The following is a 15,453-nucleotide window of genomic DNA, read 5'->3' as shown; positions in this document are numbered from 1 at the left end:
GCGTCCGGGCGCGCGGCGGGGCCGGCGTCGGCCCGTGGGCTCCCCCTCCGGCCTCCTCTCCCGGGGCGGCCGCCGCGGGCTGAGACCCTGTGGTGGAATCGGCAGGGCGGGCAGGACACCCCACCGGCCGATCCGGTCCCGACGCATGGACAGGAACCCTCGATGACCAGCACGGACTCCGCGCCCTACGCGTCCGGATGCCGTCCTGGCCGACGAGCCCCACCCTCACCCCTCCCGGAGTATCCCTTGAGCAACGACACCGGCCACACCCTCGACGTGCGGGCGATCCGATCCTGCTTCCCGGCGCTCGAGGCGGGGACCGCCCGCTTCGACGCGCCGGGCGGCACCCAGACACCCCAGCAGGTCGTCGACGCGATCAGCGAGACGCTCACCCGCCCCCTGGCGAACCGCGGCGTGCTCACGGAGGCCGCGCGCAACGCCGAGGCGATCGTGGCCGGCGCACGGTCGGCCCTGGCCGATCTCCTCGGCTCGGAGGCCGGCTCGGTGGTGTTCGGGCGCAGCGCCACCCAGCTCGTCTACGACCTGGCGCGCACCATGGCCAAGGACTGGGGCCCGGGGGACGAAGTGGTGGTGTCCCGGCTCGATCACGACTCCAACATACGGCCCTGGGTACAGGCCGCCGAGGCCGTGGGGGCTACGGTCCGGTGGGCCGATTTCGACCCCGCGACGGGTGAGCTCGACGCAGGGCACATCGAGGCGGTTCTGTCCGGCCGCACCCGGCTCGTGGCCGTCACGGCCGCCTCCAACCTCATCGGAACCTGCCCCGGCGTCCCCGCCCTCGCCGCCCTGGTGCACGATGCCGGCGCGCTCCTCCACGTCGACGCGGTGCACTACGCCTCCCACGTCACGGTCGACCTGGCCGCGCTCGGTGCGGACACCCTGGTCTGCTCGCCGTACAAGTTCCTCGGACCGCATCTCGGTGTGCTCACCGGCCGGCGGGAGCTGCTCCACAGCCTGCGGCCGGACAAGCTGCTGCCCTCCAGCGACGACGTCCCGGAGCGCTTCGAACTGGGCACGCTTCCCTACGAGTTGCTCGCGGGTGCGACGGCTGCGGTGGACTTCCTCGCCGGGCTCGCCCCCGGTGACGGCAGCCGGCGGGAGCGTCTGGGCCGGGCGTTCACGGCGCTCGCCGCGCACGAGGACCGGCTGCGCGACCGCATCGAGGAAGGACTGGCCGCGCTGGACGGCGTCACCGTCTACTCCCGTGCGGCGCGGCGCACCCCGACCACGCTCTTCACGGTGGCGGGCAGGACCCCCGGGGAGGTGTCCCGGCAGCTGGCCGCACGCGGGGTGGACGCACCGGCCGGGTCCTTCTACGCCTTGGAGGCGTCCCGCCGGCTCGGACTGGGCCAGGAGGGCGGCGTACGGGTCGGCCTCGCGCCCTACACCTGCGACGAGGACGTCGACCGGCTGCTGGACGCGCTCGACGTGCCGCGCCGCTGACACGGCGGAAGATCCCCGGGGCGCTTGATCCCCGTTATGTTTTTCGCGGTCCTGCAACGGGGCCGCTGGCCTCTGGGCCCGGCATGACTGTGTCCCCCTGTCGAAGGCATGACCTGGGGGGTGGTGTCACCGGGTCCGGGGGTGTTCGTCGGAGACGCTGATCAGAGGTCCGGCCACCGTCCGGTCCGGCGCAATGCCGGACAGTTCGCGGGCGGCAGGTCTGCATAACGTGGATGCGCGAGCACGACACCCGAGCCGAGGCCGGCACCGTCAAACCCCCTGGAAGGGCGCGATGTTCGAGATCGAAGACGTGGGCGTGTTCCTCGGCCTGGACGTCGGCAAGTCCGCTCACCACGGGCACGGGCTCACCCCGGCCGGGAAGAAGGTCTTCGACAAGCCGCTGCCGAACAGCGAGCCGAAGCTGCGGGCCGTGTTCGACAAGCTGACCGCGAAGTTCGGCACCGTCCTGGTCATCGTGGACCAGCCCGCCTCCATCGGCGCTCTGCCCCTGGCCGTCGCCCGGGACACCGGCTGTCGCGTCGCCTACCTGCCCGGCCTGGCTATGCGCCGGATCGCCGACCTCTACCCCGGCGAGGCCAAGACCGACGCCAAGGACGCGGCCGTCATTGCCGACGCCGCACGGACCATGCCGCACACCCTGCGCTCGCTCGAACTGACCGACGAGATCACCGCCGAGCTGACCGTGCTGACCGGCTTCGACCAGGACCTGGCCGCCGAGGCCACCCGCACCAGCAACCGGATACGCGGCCTTCTCACCCAGTTCCACCCCAGCCTGGAGCGCGTCCTGGGGCCCCGCCTGGACCACCAAGCCGTCACCTGGCTCCTTGAACGCCACGGCTCCCCGGCCGCCCTGCGCAAAGCCGGCCGACGCCGCCTCGTCGAGCTGATCCGGCCCAAGGCCCCGCGCATGGCCGCACGGCTGATCGACGACATCTTCGACGCCCTGGACGAGCAGACCGTGACCGTTCCCGGCACCGGCACCCTCGACATCGTGGTCCCGTCCCTGGCCCGCTCGCTCGCCGCCGTCCACGAACAGCGCCGGGCCCTGGAAGCCCAGATCAACAGCCTGCTGGAGGCCCACCCTCTTTCCCAAGTCCTGACCTCGATGCCCGGCGTCGGCGTCAGGACCGCCGCAGTCCTGCTGGTCACCGTCGGCGACGGCACCAACTTCCCCACCGCCGCCCACCTGGCTTCCTACGCCGGCCTCGCACCGACGACCAAGTCCTCGGGCACCTCGATCCATGGCGAACACGCGCCCCGCGGCGGGAACCGGCAGCTGAAGCGGGCCATGTTCCTCTCCGCCTTCGCCTGCATAAACGCCGATCCGGCCTCCCGGACCTACTACGACAAGCAGCGAGCCCGCGGCAAAACCCACACCCAAGCCCTTCTCCGCCTCGCCCGCCAGCGCATCAGCGTCCTGTTCGCCATGCTCCGCGACGGCACCTTCTACGAATCGCGGGCGCCCAAGAACGTCGAGCTCGCCGCATAACCCCAGCAACACCGAACCACCCCAAACCCGACAGGGTGCCTTGACGAACGACATAGAGGCACCCCCCGCCGGCGGACGCGGGGCGGGTCAGCGCCAGTCGGGGGCGCCGGACGCGGGGGACAGGACGCTCTCGATCTTGGTCCGGATGTCCCGCATGACCGCCACGACCCGCCTCTCGTGGTCCTCGCCGAGCCGCGCCACCGGCACCGAGCAACTGATGGCGTCGACGGCCGGTGAGTCGTACCGCAGGGCGAAGCCGAAGCCGGCGATGCCCGTCACCGTCTCCTCGCGGTCGATCGAGTAGCCGCGCTCGCGCACCCCGGCGAGGTCTGCCAGCAGCGTGGCGCGTTCGGTGTGCGTGTTCTCCGTACGGGGCGTCAGGGGCCCCTCGGGGAGCGGCAGCCGATCGTCCGGGCGCTCGGCGAGCAGGGCCTTGCCGAGCGCTCCGGCGTGCGCCGGGATGCGGCGGCCGACCCGGTCGAGGGTGCGTACGTACTCGTGGGACTCGCGCGTCGCGAGGTACACGACGCTCGAGCCGTCGAGCCGTGCCAGATGGATCGTCTCGCCGAGCGCGTCCGAGGCCTCGTCGAGATAGGGCCGCGCCGCGCGCACATGCGGATCGCTGTCCAGATAGCTCGTCCCCGTGTGCAGGGCGCGGATGCCGATGCCGTACAGGGAGCCGGTCGTGTCGGTGCGTACCCAGCCGCAGTCGACGAGGGTCCGCAGCAGCTGGTACATGCTGCTGCGCGGTACGCCGAGTTCCCCGGCGAGTTCGTCGAGCCGCGCCGGCCGGTCGCCCCGGGCGGCGAGGAGTTCGAGCAGGGCGACCGTACGGGACGCCGACTTCACCCCACGGACCCCGCTGTTCTCCGGCATCCGCCCATCTTAAATCCGCGCTGTCGGACCCATTGACCCTGTCGCGTTCACCCGCCTAACCTCCGTTCCCATACATGTACGCCATCTGCATATGAGGATGAGATTTGTGGAGCGCATCAACGCGGACACCGAGGACGTCGTCCAGAGGCTGCGGGACGGCATGGCGAACGGAGTGCTCTCGTTCCCCCTCACCAGCTTCCGTGAGGACGGCGGTCTCGACCTGGAGTCGTACCGGGCGTATCTGAGTGGCCAGGTGGCAACCGCACCCGGCGCGCTGTTCCCGGCCTGCGGGACCGGCGAGTTCGGCGCCCTCGACGAGGACGAGTACCGGACGGTCGTCCGGGCGGCGGTGGAGACCGCCGACGGCCGGCTGCCCGTGGTGGCCGGCACCGGCTACGGCTGGGCGCAGGCACTGCGCTTCGCGCGCATCGCGGAGGAGGCCGGTGCGGACGCCCTGCTGGTCATGCCCCACTACCTGGTCGCGGCCCCGCAGGACGGACTCGTCGAGCAGTTGCGCCGGATCGCGGCCGGCACACGGCTGCCGCTGATCGCCTACCAGCGCGGCCAGGTCACCTTCACGGCCGACAGCGTGCGCCGGATCGCCGAGATCCCCACGGTCGTGGGCCTGAAGGACGGGCACAGCGACCTCGACCGGCTCCAGCGCCTCACCCTCGCCGCTCCCGACGGCTTCCTCTTCTTCAACGGTGCCGCCACCGCGGAGATCCAGGCCGGCGCCTACGCCACCGTCGGCGTCCCCGCCTACTCCTCCGCCGTCCACGCGTTCGCGCCCGAGATCGCCGACGCCTTCTTCACCGCCCTGCGGGACGGCGACGAAACCGTGACGCGGAAGCTGCTGCGCGGCTTCTACGTACCGCTGGTCGAACTGCGGGACCGGGTCCCCGGTTACGGCGTCTCCCTGGTCAAGGCGGCGGCCCGGCTGCGCGGACTGCCGGTCGGCCCCGTGCGCGCCCCGCTCACCGATCCGGGGCCCGTCGACCTCACCGACCTGGAGAAGGTCCTCGACACCGGGCTGGACCTGGTCGGCGCCGCCCGCCACCGCACCGCCTGAGCCGTGCCCCCACCGCTCCGGCCGACGGCTCCCGCGGAGGAGCCGTGCGGCGCCGGCGGTCCGACAGCCCGACAGCCCGACAGCCCGACAGTCCGACAGTTCGAAGGGGAACTGACATGCCGCTCGTCGTAGTGGGGATCAGCGTCGTGGCGCTGCTGCTCCTGATGACCCGTATGAAACTCAACGGCTTCGCCGCCCTGTTGCTGGTGGCCGTCGGCGTGGCTCTGGTCCAGGGGATACCCGCGGTCGAGATCCCGGACGTCCTCTCGGCGGGCATCGGGGACCAGATCGGCGACACCATGCTCACCATCGGCCTCGGTGCGATGGTCGGGCGGATCATGGGTGACTCCGGAGCGGCCCAGAGGATCGCGGGCAAGCTGCTCGACGCCTTCGGGCCGCGCGGGGTCCAGCTGGCCATGGTGGTCACGTCGATGCTCATCGGCGTGACCATGTTCTACGAGGTCGCCTTCATCATCATCGTGCCGATCGCGTTCACGCTCGTCAGGGTCACCGGGGTGAACCTGCTGTGGGTGGGCCTGCCGATGTCGATCTCACTGTCCACGATGCACAGCTTCCTCCCGCCGCACCCCGGTCCCACCGCCGTCGCCGCGACGTTCCACGCCTCCGTCGGCCACACCCTCTTCTACGGCCTCTTCATCGCCGTGCCGGCCGGTGCGCTCGTCGCGCTGCTGTGGCCGCGGCTGCCGTTCGTGAAGGCGATGAACCCCTCCATACCCAAGGGCCTGGTCAGTGAACGCGAGTTCACGGACGAGGAGATGCCCGGCATGGGGTGGTCGCTGTTCGTGGCGCTCTTCCCGGTGGTGCTGATCGCCGGCGCCGCCGTGGTCGACATGGCCGCGTCCGGCGACAGCCCGTTCCTGCACGGGGTCGCCTTCGTCGGCTCCGCGCCGATCGCTCTCCTGCTGGCCCTCCTCCTGGCGGCCTGGGCCTTCGGGCCGCGGATCGGCCGCAGCCTGGCCGACGTCGGCGCCTCCTGCGCCTCGGCGGCCCAGGCGATGGCGATGATCCTGCTGGTCATCGGTGCGGGCGGAGCGTTCAAGAACGTGCTCGTCGAGGGCGGGATATCCGACTACATCAAGGACATCACGGAGAGCTGGCCCGTCTCGCCGATCATCCTGGCCTGGCTCATCGCCGCCATCCTGCGCATCGCGCTCGGCTCGGCGACGGTCGCCGTGGTCACCGCCTCGGGCGTGGTGCTGCCGCTCCTCGCGGGAAGCGGCGCACACCCCGAGATGATGGTGCTCGCCGTCTCGTGCGGATCGATCGCCTTCTCCCACGTCAACGACCCGGGATTCTGGCTGTTCAAGGAGTACTTCAACCTCTCGGTCATCCAGGCGATCAAGGTCCGCACCGGCTACACGACCGTGCTCGCCGTCCTCGGTCTCGGCGGTGTCCTCGCGGCCGAGTGGACCCTCGACGTCATCGGCCTCTGAAGGCCCCCGCCCCGGCCCGTCCTCTCTCGCACCCAAGGAACCCGACCAGCATGAACCAGCCGACCGTCACCCACTTCGCCGTCTATCCCGTCGCCGGCCGCGACTCCATGGAGCTGAACCTCTCCGGCGCCCACGGCCCCTTCTTCACCCGCAACGTCGTCGTCCTGAAGGACTCCGAGGGCCGCACGGGACTCGGGGAGGTGCCCGGAGGCGAGAGGATCACCCGGACACTCCGCGACTCCGAGTCGCTGGTCCTCGGCGCGAAGGTGGGCGACTACCAGCGCGTCCTGCGCGAGATCGGAAGCAGGTTCGCGGACCGCGACTCCGGCGGACGCGGCGCCCAGACCTTCGATCTGCGGACCACCGTCCACGCCGTCACGGCCGTCGAGTCGGCCCTGCTCGACCTGCTGGGCCAGCACCTCGACGTGCCGGTCGCGGCCCTGCTGGGCGACGGTCAGCAGCGGAACTCCGTCAGGGTGCTGGGCTACCTCTTCTACGTCGGCGACCCCGACCGCACGGAGCTGGACTACGTCCGCGAGCCCGGGTCCGACGTCGACTGGTACCGCATCCGCCACGAGGAGGCCCTCACCCCCGGGGCGATCGTCCGCCAGGCCGAGGCCGCCCACGACCTGTACGGCTTCCGGGACTTCAAGCTGAAGGGCGGAGTCCTCGCGGGGCCCGAGGAGGTCGAGGCCGTCCGCGCGCTCAAGGACCGCTTTCCCTCGGCGCGGATCACCCTGGACCCGAACGGCGCCTGGTCGCTGCGCGAGGCGGTCGAACTGTGCTCCCCGCTCGTGGGCACCCTCGCCTACGCCGAGGACCCCTGCGGGGCTGAGGACGGCTACTCGGGGCGCGAGGTCCTGGCCGAGTTCCGCCGTGCCACGGGTCTACCGACCGCGACCAACATGATCGCCACCGACTGGCGGCAGCTGACCCACGCCCTCGCCCTGCAGTCGGTCTCCATCCCGCTCGCCGACCCGCACTTCTGGACCATGCGGGGATCGGTGCGCGTGGCCCAGCTGTGCAACGCGATGGGCCTGACCTGGGGCTGTCACTCCAACAACCACTTCGACATCTCCCTCGCCATGATCACCCACTGCGGTGCCGCGGCCCCGGGGGAGTACAACGCCCTGGACACGCACTGGATCTGGCAGGAGGGCCTGGAGCGGCTCACCGTCGCCCCGCCGCGCATCTCCGACGGCGAGATCGCCGTCCCCGACGCACCCGGGCTGGGCGTCGAACTCGACACGGACCGCCTCCACGCCGCCCACGAGCTCTACCTGAAGGAGGCCCTGGGGGCGCGTGACGACGCCGACGCCATGCAGTACCTCGTACCCGGCTGGACGTTCGACGCCAAGCGGCCCTGCCTGGTGCGGTAGACCCGGCGGAGCCCGGTGCGCGTGGCCCCACGCGACCGGAGCGGTGCGGGGCGGTCCCGCCGGACGGCGCCGGCTCCTCGCTCCGCAGGCCGATCCGGCCGGCACCGCCCCGTGCGCCCGTCCGGCGGGCACCGGCGTCCGTAGGCCGGTGCCCGCCCGGCGAGGCGGCGCCCCGTCAGGACCCGTGGCCCGCCTTCGCCAGAAGCTCGGCCGTCCAGACACGCACGGCCTCGGTGAGTTCGGGGGAGACGAAGGCCAGGAGTGTCTCGTCCACGGTCCCACCGGACCCGATCACCAGACCGGTGCGTCCTTCCATCGCCGGATCGGTGGCGGCGGCCAGGGGCCCCGCCGCGGCCGCCGCCACCGGGGCCGAGACACCCTTCTTGATCTCCTCCCAGTGGGGCCGCAGCGCGGGAGGCAGGATGTCGACCGTCATCTGTGCCGCGTTGTCCGTCGCGGCCGCACCGGGGTCGGCGGCGAAGACCGAGATGCCCCGGGGGCGAAGCCGGCCGGCGAGCTCCAGGGTATGGGCGAGATGGGCCAGCTTGGCCCGTCCGGTGGCGGCGAGACCGTAGTGGGGGCCGGGCGGTTCGGCCGCGTCGAACACCCCCTGCGCCGCGGCGACGGCGCTCGACGTGACGTTCACGATGCGGCTCGGTGCCGCCTCGGCGAGCGCGTCGGTCAGCGTCCCGGTGAGGACGTAGGGCGAGAGGTGGTTGAGGGCGATGCTCATCTCGACGCCCTCCGGGCTCTCCCGGCGCTCGGTCCACATGCCACCCACGTTGTTCACCAGCAGGGCGAGGCCGCCCTCGCCGGCGAGTCGCTCTCCCAGCCGCCGGGTCTCGGCGAGTGACGACAGATCCGCGCTGACGAAACGCCCGGCGCGGCGCCCCGCCGCCTCGTCGACGCGGGCCACCGCCGCCCCGCCCCTGTCCTGGTCGCGACCGACGAGCGTGAGGTCCCACCCCCGGCGCGCCAGCCCGAGGGCCGTCTCCAGTCCAATGCCGCCGGTGCCGGCCGTCACCACTGCCCTCGGGGCGTACTGAGTCATGCTGTGCTCCTGCTCGATGCCTCGGCCGGGGCGGGGTGCCGCCGTCCGTGCCTCCAGCAGACCGCCCCGCCGACGGTCATGGAAGTTCCGATCCCGCATGGCCCGATGCCGCGCGGGCATGGGGCCAGGTGGGAGGATGCGCGTATGGGTGACGTGGAGATACGGCAGGTCCACTACTTCATCGCCGTGGCGGAGGAGGGCAACTTCACCCGCGCCGCACACCGCCTGTCGATGACACAGCCCGCGCTCTCGCGCGCGGTCCTGGCCCTGGAGAAGTCCGTCGGCGCCGCTCTGCTGCTGCGCACACCGAAGGGCGTCACGCTCACCGCCGCCGGCCACGCGATGCTGGAGGAGGGCAGGTCGCTCCTGGCCCAGGCGGGGAACATGACCTCACGGGTACGCCGGGCTGCCGAGCGGAACGCCTCGGTGACGGTGACCGGCCCCGGCTGTGACGCGGCCCTGCTGGACGGGATGGTCCAGTCGTACAACGAAGCCGACCCGGCGCATCAGGCCCGGACGGCCGTCGGCACGATCGACGACCAGCTCGGCCGGCTGCGCTCGGGTGAGGCCGACATCGCCCTCGTCCGCGCCCCCGTCGGCGGCAACGGACTGAGCGGCGTGGTGCTGCGCCGCGAACGGATCAGCGTGCTGGTGGGCGCCCAGCACCGGCTGGCGGGCGCGAAGACCCTGCGGATCGCCGACCTGGCCGGTGAACCACTGCTCGGCTGGCAGGGCGCAGGCCCCCAGCTCAACGACCCGCGCCTCTGGCCGGACGGGCTGCCGGGGACGCCGGGCCCCCAGGTGAGCGACGGTCTGCAGATGCTGGCTGTGGTCCGGCTCGGGCAGGCGGTCGCGCTCGCCGCGTCGCCTTCGGGCGGCGCCGGCGCACCTGAGGGAACCGTCGGCATCCGTCTGGAGGACGGGCCGGCCGTGCCCCTGCGCCTGGTCTGGCCGAAGGAGCGGACGACACCCGGCATCCGGCGCTTCGCCGGACACGCCGTCGCGTTGTTCCGGGAGCCGGCACGGGGCGGTCCGGCGCAGGAGGTGCCGGACCGGGCGGCGGGCAGGAGCGCCGGGACCCGGTCCGCCGCCACGGCCGGCTGAACCGCGGCCCCTTCGTCAGCTTCCCCTGCCACCCCCGGGAGGACCGGGCCCCGCAGCTGCGCCGGGCGGCCGTCACCGATGCCTACGAGGGCCGTACCGGCACCGACGCCGAAGCCGCGCGCCTGGCCGCATGCCCGCCCGACGTGCCGTCGCCGTGCCCGTCCTCGTGCCCGTCCGCCGGTGCCGACGGGTGGGGCGTCCGCGTCGCCGCTCCGGACGGGAGGGTGAAGGCCGCCGTCCGGACGGTGCCGTCGTGCTTGAAGTCCAGGAACAGCCGGTAGGTGGCGGGACCGGGCGCCGTCGCGGTGAAGGAGACGCCGGGACCCGGCTTCGTGGAGCCGTCGCTGGGTTCGCCGTCGGGATGGACGTGAAGATGGGCGAGGTCTCCGGCGCGCAGGGCGACGAGGTGCCCGTACGCGCCCAGATAGGGCTGCAGGTCGGGGACCGGACGTCCGTTCTTCCGCACGGTGAAGGTGAGACGTTCCGGCACGTCGGGGCGCAGGGTGCCGTTCAGGGTGATCGTGTATCCGTCGACGACGGCCGTCGCGGCGGGCTTCGGGAGCTCCGCCGCCTTGTACGGCCCGGACACGGCCAGATCCGCTCCCAGGGTCAGACCGACGGCGTTCGCGTCCGCGGGTGTGAAGTCGGCGAAGACCCGGTAGTCGCCCGCCGCCGGCAGTTCGACCGGTGTGCTCCACGTGCCGTCGGCCGCCCGGGTCGGGTGCAGATGGCGGTAGGTGACCAGGTCGCGTGAGGCGAGGACCAGATGGAGTTCCTTGCCGTGCTCGCGCCGGTACTCCGTGACCAGTCGCCCGGCCAGGTCCCGGATGGCGAACCGCAGTTCGCTCCGCTGTCCGGCCTCCACTCGCGGGGTCCTCAGGTCGAGTGTGTAGCCGCCCTCGGTGAGCTGGAGGCCCCCCGGGGGATGCGCCGAGCGGCTCGGGTCCGTGTGCGGCGCCGAGCTCTCCGCGTGTCCGGCCCGCTCGTCGGGGGAGCCCGAGGTTCCGGTACCGGGGCCCACCGCGGCCCCGATGCCGAACGCGGCGCCGAAGGAAGCCGTGAGTGCGGTGACGAAGGCGGTGATCTTCGCGGCGGGGTTCATGACTGCTCCTGCTCCTGATGGCTCTGCTCGGAGGGGCCCGCAAGGGCGCCGATCTCGCTCGAGCGTATACCCGGCGGGGGTATACGCGACCGCTGGTGCCGAGATTTGCCATGCATACGGGTGGGGGGTATATCTGGAGAGGGGAAAGCGATACCCATGAGGGGTATGCTGATCCCGTACGGACGAGGAGCAGGAAATGACTCCCACCACTCCCGGCGCGGCCCGGGTCGAGCTAGCCGTCGGCGGCATGACCTGCGCTTCGTGCGCGGCCCGGATCGAGAAGAAGCTCAACCGCATGGAGGGGGTCCAGGCCACCGTCAACTACGCCACGGAGAAGGCCATGGTGGCCTACGCCGAGGACGTCTCGGTCGACGACCTGATCGCCACGGTCGAGGCCACCGGCTACACGGCCCAGCCGCCCGCCCCACCACGGGCCGAGCCCGGGACCGCCGACGACCGGGCCGGCGGCGGAGCCGAGGACGAGCGCGCCGACACCGAGCTGCGGTCCTTGCGGCAGAGGCTCGTCACCGCGGTCGTGCTGGCCGCGCCGGTCGTCGCGATGGCGATGGCCCCGGCTCTTCAGTTCGAGTACTGGCAGTGGCTCTCCCTCACGCTGGCCGCGCCGGTCGTGACCTACGCGGCCTGGCCCTTCCACCGTGCCGCCTGGACCAACGCCCGGCACGGCGCCGCCACCATGGACACCCTGATCTCGGTCGGCACGTCGGCGGCCTTCCTTTGGTCGTTGTGGGCGCTCTTCCTGGGGACCGCGGGGATGCCGGGCATGACGCACCCCTTCGAATTCACCATCAGCCGGAGCGACGGAGCGGGAAACATCTACCTGGAGGCCGCCGCCGGTGTCACGGCCTTCATCCTGGCCGGCCGGTACTTCGAGGCCCGCTCGAAGCGCAAGGCGGGTGCCGCGCTCAAGGCACTCATGGAGCTGGGCGCCAAGGAGGTCACCGTGCTGCGCGACGGCCGTGAGATCACCCTGCCCACGGCCGGGCTGCGGGTCGGGGACCGCTTCCTGGTGCGCCCCGGCGAGAAGATCGCCACGGACGGCACGGTGGTGGAGGGCTCTTCCGCCGTCGACGTCTCCATGCTGACCGGCGAGTCGGTGCCCGTCGAGGTCGCCGCCGGTGACCCCGTCACGGGAGCGACCCTCAACGCGGGTGGCCGACTGGTCGTCGAGGCCACCAGGGTCGGTGCCGACACCCAGCTGGCCCGGATGGCCGCGCTCGTGGAGGAGGCGCAGAGCGGGAAGGCCTCCGCCCAGCGGCTCGCGGACAGGATCTCGGCGGTCTTCGTGCCCGTCGTCATGGGGCTGGCGCTCGCGACACTCGGCTTCTGGCTCGGTTCGGGCGCCGGACTCACCGCCGCGTTCACCGCGGCCGTCGCCGTGCTGATCATCGCCTGCCCCTGCGCTCTCGGCCTTGCCACGCCGACCGCCCTGCTGGTCGGCACCGGGCGCGGGGCCCAGCTCGGCATCCTGATCAAGGGGCCGGAGGTCCTGGAGAACACCCGCAAGGCCGACACGATCCTGCTCGACAAGACGGGCACCGTCACCACGGGGCGCATGACGCTGCTGAAGGTCCACACCGCCGGACCCGCGGACGAGACCGAAGTGCTGCGCCTCGCGGGCGCGTTGGAGCACTCCTCCGAACACCCGATCGCCCGGGCCGTCGCCGAGGGCGCCGCAGCGAGGGTGGGAGCGCTGCCCGTGCCCGAGGACTTCGCCAACGTTCCGGGCCTCGGCGTCCAGGGCGTCGTGGACGGCCGTGCCGTGCTCGTCGGCCGCGAGAAGCTGCTGGGCGAATGGGCCATCGAGCTTCCCGAAGAGCTCAGGACCGCCGGGGAGGAGGCCGAGAAGAACGGGAGGACGGTGATCGCCGTGGCGTGGGACGGCGAGGCGCGTGCGGTCCTGGAGGTCGCCGACGCGGTGAAGGACACCAGCGCCGAAGCGGTCCGCAGGCTGCGCGCGCTCGGGCTGACCCCCGTCCTGCTGACCGGCGACAACACGTCGGTCGCCGAATCCGTCGCGGCGCAGGTCGGAATCGACGAGGTCGTCGCCGAGGTCATGCCGCAGGACAAGGTCGACGTCGTCAAGAGGCTCCAGGCGGAAGGGCGCAGCGTCGCCATGGTCGGCGACGGTGTCAACGACGCCGCGGCGCTCGCCCAGGCGGACCTGGGCCTGGCCATGGGGACCGGCACGGACGCCGCCATCGAGGCCGGCGACCTGACACTCGTACGAGGGGACCTGCGGGTCGCCGCCGATGCCATCCGGCTCTCCCGCAGGACGCTGGGCACCATCCGCTCCAATCTGTTCTGGGCCTTCGCCTACAACGTCGCGGCCCTCCCGCTGGCCGCGGCCGGTCTGCTCAACCCGATGATCGCGGGGGCCGCCATGGCCTTCTCCTCGGTCTTCGTCGTCGGCAACAGCCTTCGTCTGCGCGGCTTCCGCGCCGCCGGCTGAGGCGGGCCCCCGGCCCCGGCGACGGCGTCCCGCCTGCGGTGCGGCCGGGGCGGCGCGGGTTGCGTCCGGGCAGCCGGGGCGGCAGGGTTCGGGGGTGTGGCCACTCTGCTGATCGTGCATCACACCCCGTCGCCCAACTGCCAGGCACTGTTCGAGGCGGTGGTCTCCGGCGCGACGACGGAAGACATCGAGGGCGTACGGGTCGTGCGGCGGGCCGCGCTCTCCACCACGGCGTCCGACGTACTCGCGGCCGACGGCTATCTGCTCGGCACCCCGGCGAACCTCGGGTACATGTCCGGCGCCCTGAAGCACTTCTTCGACCAGGTCTACTACCCGTGCCTGGACGCGACGAAGGGCCGCCCCTTCGGCTACTACGTGCACGGCGGGAACGACGTCACCGGTGCCGTACGCGGCATCGAGGCCATCACGACGGGCCTCGGATGGCGTCGCGCGGCGGACGCCGTGACCGTCACCGGCGAGCCGGGCAAGGCCGACACCGAGGCCTGCTGGGAGCTGGGGGCGACGGTCGCCGCCGGACTGATGGACTGACGGGGGGCGTCAGGCGCGGTCGATGTGCACGCTGGTCGACTTCACACGTGCCGTCGCCTGCATCCCGACCTCCAGCCCCAACTCCTCCACGGCCTCCCGGGTCAGCAGGGACACGAGGCGGTGCGGTCCTGCCTGGATCTCGACCTGGGCGGCTACGTCACCGAGCTTCACCGCGGTGACGATGCCCGGGAAGGCGTTCCGCGCCGAGGTGTAGGAGGTCTCCTCCTCGCCGGATCCGGCCTGCGCGACCTCGACGGAGAACGCCGCCAGGTCACGCCCGTCGATGAGGCGGCGCCCGCTCTCGTCACGATGGGTCGTGACCCGGCCGGCATCCGCCCAGCGACGGGCGGTGTCCGGGCTCACGCCGAGAAGACGTGCCGCCTGGCCGATGGTGTAGGACTTCATGGGCGACACCATATGTGGCCCGCGCGCGCGGACCTCACCACGCGCACGCGCTCCGGCCGGGGACGGCTTTGCGCCAACCCGGTCCACCCAGCGGGCCCGCGCGTCCCGGGGCCCCGCGGCCACGGGCGGTGCGCGGTGGCCCGGCGCGCGGGCGTGACCGATGCCGCTGAGCGACCGATCACCGCAGGTGGCAGGGGTCTTGAGGCACCCGGGGGCATCAGGTGGCGGACGTGTGACCATCTCGGCCATCTTTAAATCAGTTGCTTGACTGATCTGCCGGTGCCGGATTGCCTTGATCTTCCGAGACGCCTTCGACCGAGGAGCCGGCGGATGGAACGCACGGTGCGGGCCGAGCAGGTCAGCGGGACCAGGGAGCGGATCCTGCACACCGCCGAGCGGCTGTTCGCCGAGCGCGGGGTGTACGCGGTGTCCAACCGCCGGGTCAGCGAGGCCGCGCAGCAGGGCAACAACGCGGCGGTCGGCTACCACTTCGGGACGAAGGCCGACCTGGTGCGCGCCATCGCCCGGAAGCACAGCCGGCAGATCGAGGAGGCCCGTGAACGTCGGCTCGCCGGCATCCGGGACCCGTCGGACATAGGGGAGTGGGTGGCCTGCCTGGTGCGCCCCACCACGGAGCACCTCGCCACGCTGGGCAGCCCCACCTGGTTCGCGCGGTTCTGCGCCCAGGTCATGACCGACCCGGCGCTGCAGGACATCATGGCCGAGGAGTCGCTCGCCTGCCCGCCGACCCTGCGGACCCTCGAAGGGCTCAACCGGTGCCTCCCCGACCTGCCCGCCGACGTCCATGCCGAGCGGGCCGCCATGTCGACCAACCTGATCCTCCACACCTGCGCGGAGCGTGAACGCGCTCTCGCGGACAACACCTCCACGCCCCGCACGAACTGGCACGACACCGCCACCGGTCTGATCGACGCCGTCGTCGGACTCTGGACGGCACCGGTCACGCCCTGCCGCTGACCCCTCCCGACTCCGCCACGGCCCGTTCCTCCTTCCCTCCTT

13 protein-coding genes are annotated in these 15,453 nt (G+C 72.3%); 9 read left to right on the top strand and 4 right to left on the bottom strand.

The window, feature by feature from the left end; all coding sequences use genetic code 11:
* The first annotated feature begins 246 nt into the window (after window positions 1-246).
* Together LWJ43_RS07115 and LWJ43_RS07110 are read left to right on the top strand one after the other, a co-directional pair.
* Window positions 247-1,464, top strand: coding sequence for a cysteine desulfurase-like protein (locus LWJ43_RS07115; protein ID WP_277331446.1), 1,218 nt, complete (start codon window positions 247-249; stop codon window positions 1,462-1,464).
* Between the two features lie 292 nt (window positions 1,465-1,756).
* Window positions 1,757-2,974 carry an IS110 family RNA-guided transposase gene (locus tag LWJ43_RS07110; protein WP_277330547.1) on the top strand — a complete coding sequence of 406 codons (1,218 nt, stop codon included), beginning with the start codon at window positions 1,757-1,759 and terminating at the stop codon, window positions 2,972-2,974.
* Window positions 2,975-3,061: 87 nt separating this feature from the next.
* Here LWJ43_RS07110 and LWJ43_RS07105 read toward each other — a convergent pair whose 3' ends face one another.
* On the bottom strand, window positions 3,062-3,850 hold the full coding sequence (locus LWJ43_RS07105; protein ID WP_277331445.1) for an IclR family transcriptional regulator: 789 nt from the start codon (window positions 3,848-3,850) through the stop codon (window positions 3,062-3,064).
* Window positions 3,851-4,010: 160 nt separating this feature from the next.
* Here LWJ43_RS07105 and LWJ43_RS07100 point away from each other — a divergent pair, with 160 nt between their 5' ends.
* From LWJ43_RS07100 to LWJ43_RS07090, 3 genes are all read left to right on the top strand, one after another.
* Window positions 4,011-4,919 (top strand): 5-dehydro-4-deoxyglucarate dehydratase, encoded by a 909-nt coding sequence (locus LWJ43_RS07100; RefSeq protein ID WP_462100941.1) that lies wholly within the window; start codon window positions 4,011-4,013, stop codon window positions 4,917-4,919.
* 116 nt (window positions 4,920-5,035) lie between these two features.
* On the top strand, window positions 5,036-6,373 hold the full coding sequence (locus tag LWJ43_RS07095) for a gluconate:H+ symporter (RefSeq protein ID WP_277331443.1): 1,338 nt from the start codon (window positions 5,036-5,038) through the stop codon (window positions 6,371-6,373).
* A gap of 50 nt (window positions 6,374-6,423) precedes the next feature.
* Window positions 6,424-7,752, top strand: coding sequence for an enolase C-terminal domain-like protein (locus tag LWJ43_RS07090; RefSeq protein WP_277331442.1), 1,329 nt, complete (start codon window positions 6,424-6,426; stop codon window positions 7,750-7,752).
* Between the two features lie 175 nt (window positions 7,753-7,927).
* Here the strand turns inward: LWJ43_RS07090 and LWJ43_RS07085 are convergent, their stop codons facing one another.
* Entirely contained in the window at window positions 7,928-8,803 is an 876-nt protein-coding gene (locus tag LWJ43_RS07085; protein ID WP_277331441.1) for an SDR family NAD(P)-dependent oxidoreductase, read from the bottom strand.
* Window positions 8,804-8,947: 144 nt separating this feature from the next.
* On the opposite strand from LWJ43_RS07085, the gene LWJ43_RS07080 reads away from it, so the two are divergent.
* On the top strand, window positions 8,948-9,907 hold the full coding sequence (locus LWJ43_RS07080) for a LysR family transcriptional regulator (RefSeq protein WP_277331440.1): 960 nt from the start codon (window positions 8,948-8,950) through the stop codon (window positions 9,905-9,907).
* Window positions 9,908-9,989: 82 nt separating this feature from the next.
* On the opposite strand, the gene LWJ43_RS07075 is transcribed toward LWJ43_RS07080, so the two are convergent.
* A complete protein-coding gene (locus tag LWJ43_RS07075; protein WP_277331439.1) occupies window positions 9,990-11,009 on the bottom strand; it encodes a hypothetical protein in 1,020 nt (339 codons plus the stop codon).
* A 196-nt stretch (window positions 11,010-11,205) separates the two neighbouring features.
* Here LWJ43_RS07075 and LWJ43_RS07070 point away from each other — a divergent pair, with 196 nt between their 5' ends.
* A complete protein-coding gene (locus LWJ43_RS07070; protein ID WP_277331438.1) occupies window positions 11,206-13,479 on the top strand; it encodes a heavy metal translocating P-type ATPase in 2,274 nt (757 codons plus the stop codon).
* Between the two features lie 96 nt (window positions 13,480-13,575).
* On the top strand, window positions 13,576-14,028 hold the full coding sequence (locus tag LWJ43_RS07065) for a flavodoxin family protein (RefSeq protein WP_277331437.1): 453 nt from the start codon (window positions 13,576-13,578) through the stop codon (window positions 14,026-14,028).
* Between the two features lie 9 nt (window positions 14,029-14,037).
* Here LWJ43_RS07065 and LWJ43_RS07060 read toward each other — a convergent pair whose 3' ends face one another.
* Window positions 14,038-14,433, bottom strand: a complete 396-nt coding sequence (locus LWJ43_RS07060; protein WP_277331436.1) for a TOBE domain-containing protein — start codon at window positions 14,431-14,433, stop codon at window positions 14,038-14,040.
* 330 nt (window positions 14,434-14,763) lie between these two features.
* Here LWJ43_RS07060 and LWJ43_RS07055 point away from each other — a divergent pair, with 330 nt between their 5' ends.
* Window positions 14,764-15,411, top strand: a complete 648-nt coding sequence (locus LWJ43_RS07055; RefSeq protein ID WP_277331435.1) for a TetR/AcrR family transcriptional regulator — start codon at window positions 14,764-14,766, stop codon at window positions 15,409-15,411.
* Window positions 15,412-15,453: the final 42 nt, after the last annotated feature.

Source organism: Streptomyces sp. JH34, from assembly GCF_029428875.1.
Classification (GTDB): domain Bacteria; phylum Actinomycetota; class Actinomycetes; order Streptomycetales; family Streptomycetaceae; genus Streptomyces.
The sequence above is the reverse complement of the archived record's forward strand: the minus strand, read 5'-3'. Positions and strand labels throughout refer to the sequence as shown.

Coding starts and splice junctions, on each gene's coding strand:
- LWJ43_RS07110 (WP_277330547.1), top strand. CDS start 1,757: ATGTTCGAGATCGAAGACGTGGGCGTGTTCCTCGGCCTGGACGTCGGC.
- LWJ43_RS07105 (WP_277331445.1), bottom strand. CDS start 3,850: ATGCCGGAGAACAGCGGGGTCCGTGGGGTGAAGTCGGCGTCCCGTACG.
- LWJ43_RS07100 (WP_462100941.1), top strand. CDS start 4,011: ATGGCGAACGGAGTGCTCTCGTTCCCCCTCACCAGCTTCCGTGAGGAC.
- LWJ43_RS07095 (WP_277331443.1), top strand. CDS start 5,036: ATGCCGCTCGTCGTAGTGGGGATCAGCGTCGTGGCGCTGCTGCTCCTG.
- LWJ43_RS07090 (WP_277331442.1), top strand. CDS start 6,424: ATGAACCAGCCGACCGTCACCCACTTCGCCGTCTATCCCGTCGCCGGC.
- LWJ43_RS07085 (WP_277331441.1), bottom strand. CDS start 8,803: ATGACTCAGTACGCCCCGAGGGCAGTGGTGACGGCCGGCACCGGCGGC.
- LWJ43_RS07080 (WP_277331440.1), top strand. CDS start 8,948: ATGGGTGACGTGGAGATACGGCAGGTCCACTACTTCATCGCCGTGGCG.
- LWJ43_RS07075 (WP_277331439.1), bottom strand. CDS start 11,009: ATGAACCCCGCCGCGAAGATCACCGCCTTCGTCACCGCACTCACGGCT.
- LWJ43_RS07070 (WP_277331438.1), top strand. CDS start 11,206: ATGACTCCCACCACTCCCGGCGCGGCCCGGGTCGAGCTAGCCGTCGGC.
- LWJ43_RS07060 (WP_277331436.1), bottom strand. CDS start 14,433: ATGAAGTCCTACACCATCGGCCAGGCGGCACGTCTTCTCGGCGTGAGC.
- LWJ43_RS07055 (WP_277331435.1), top strand. CDS start 14,764: ATGGAACGCACGGTGCGGGCCGAGCAGGTCAGCGGGACCAGGGAGCGG.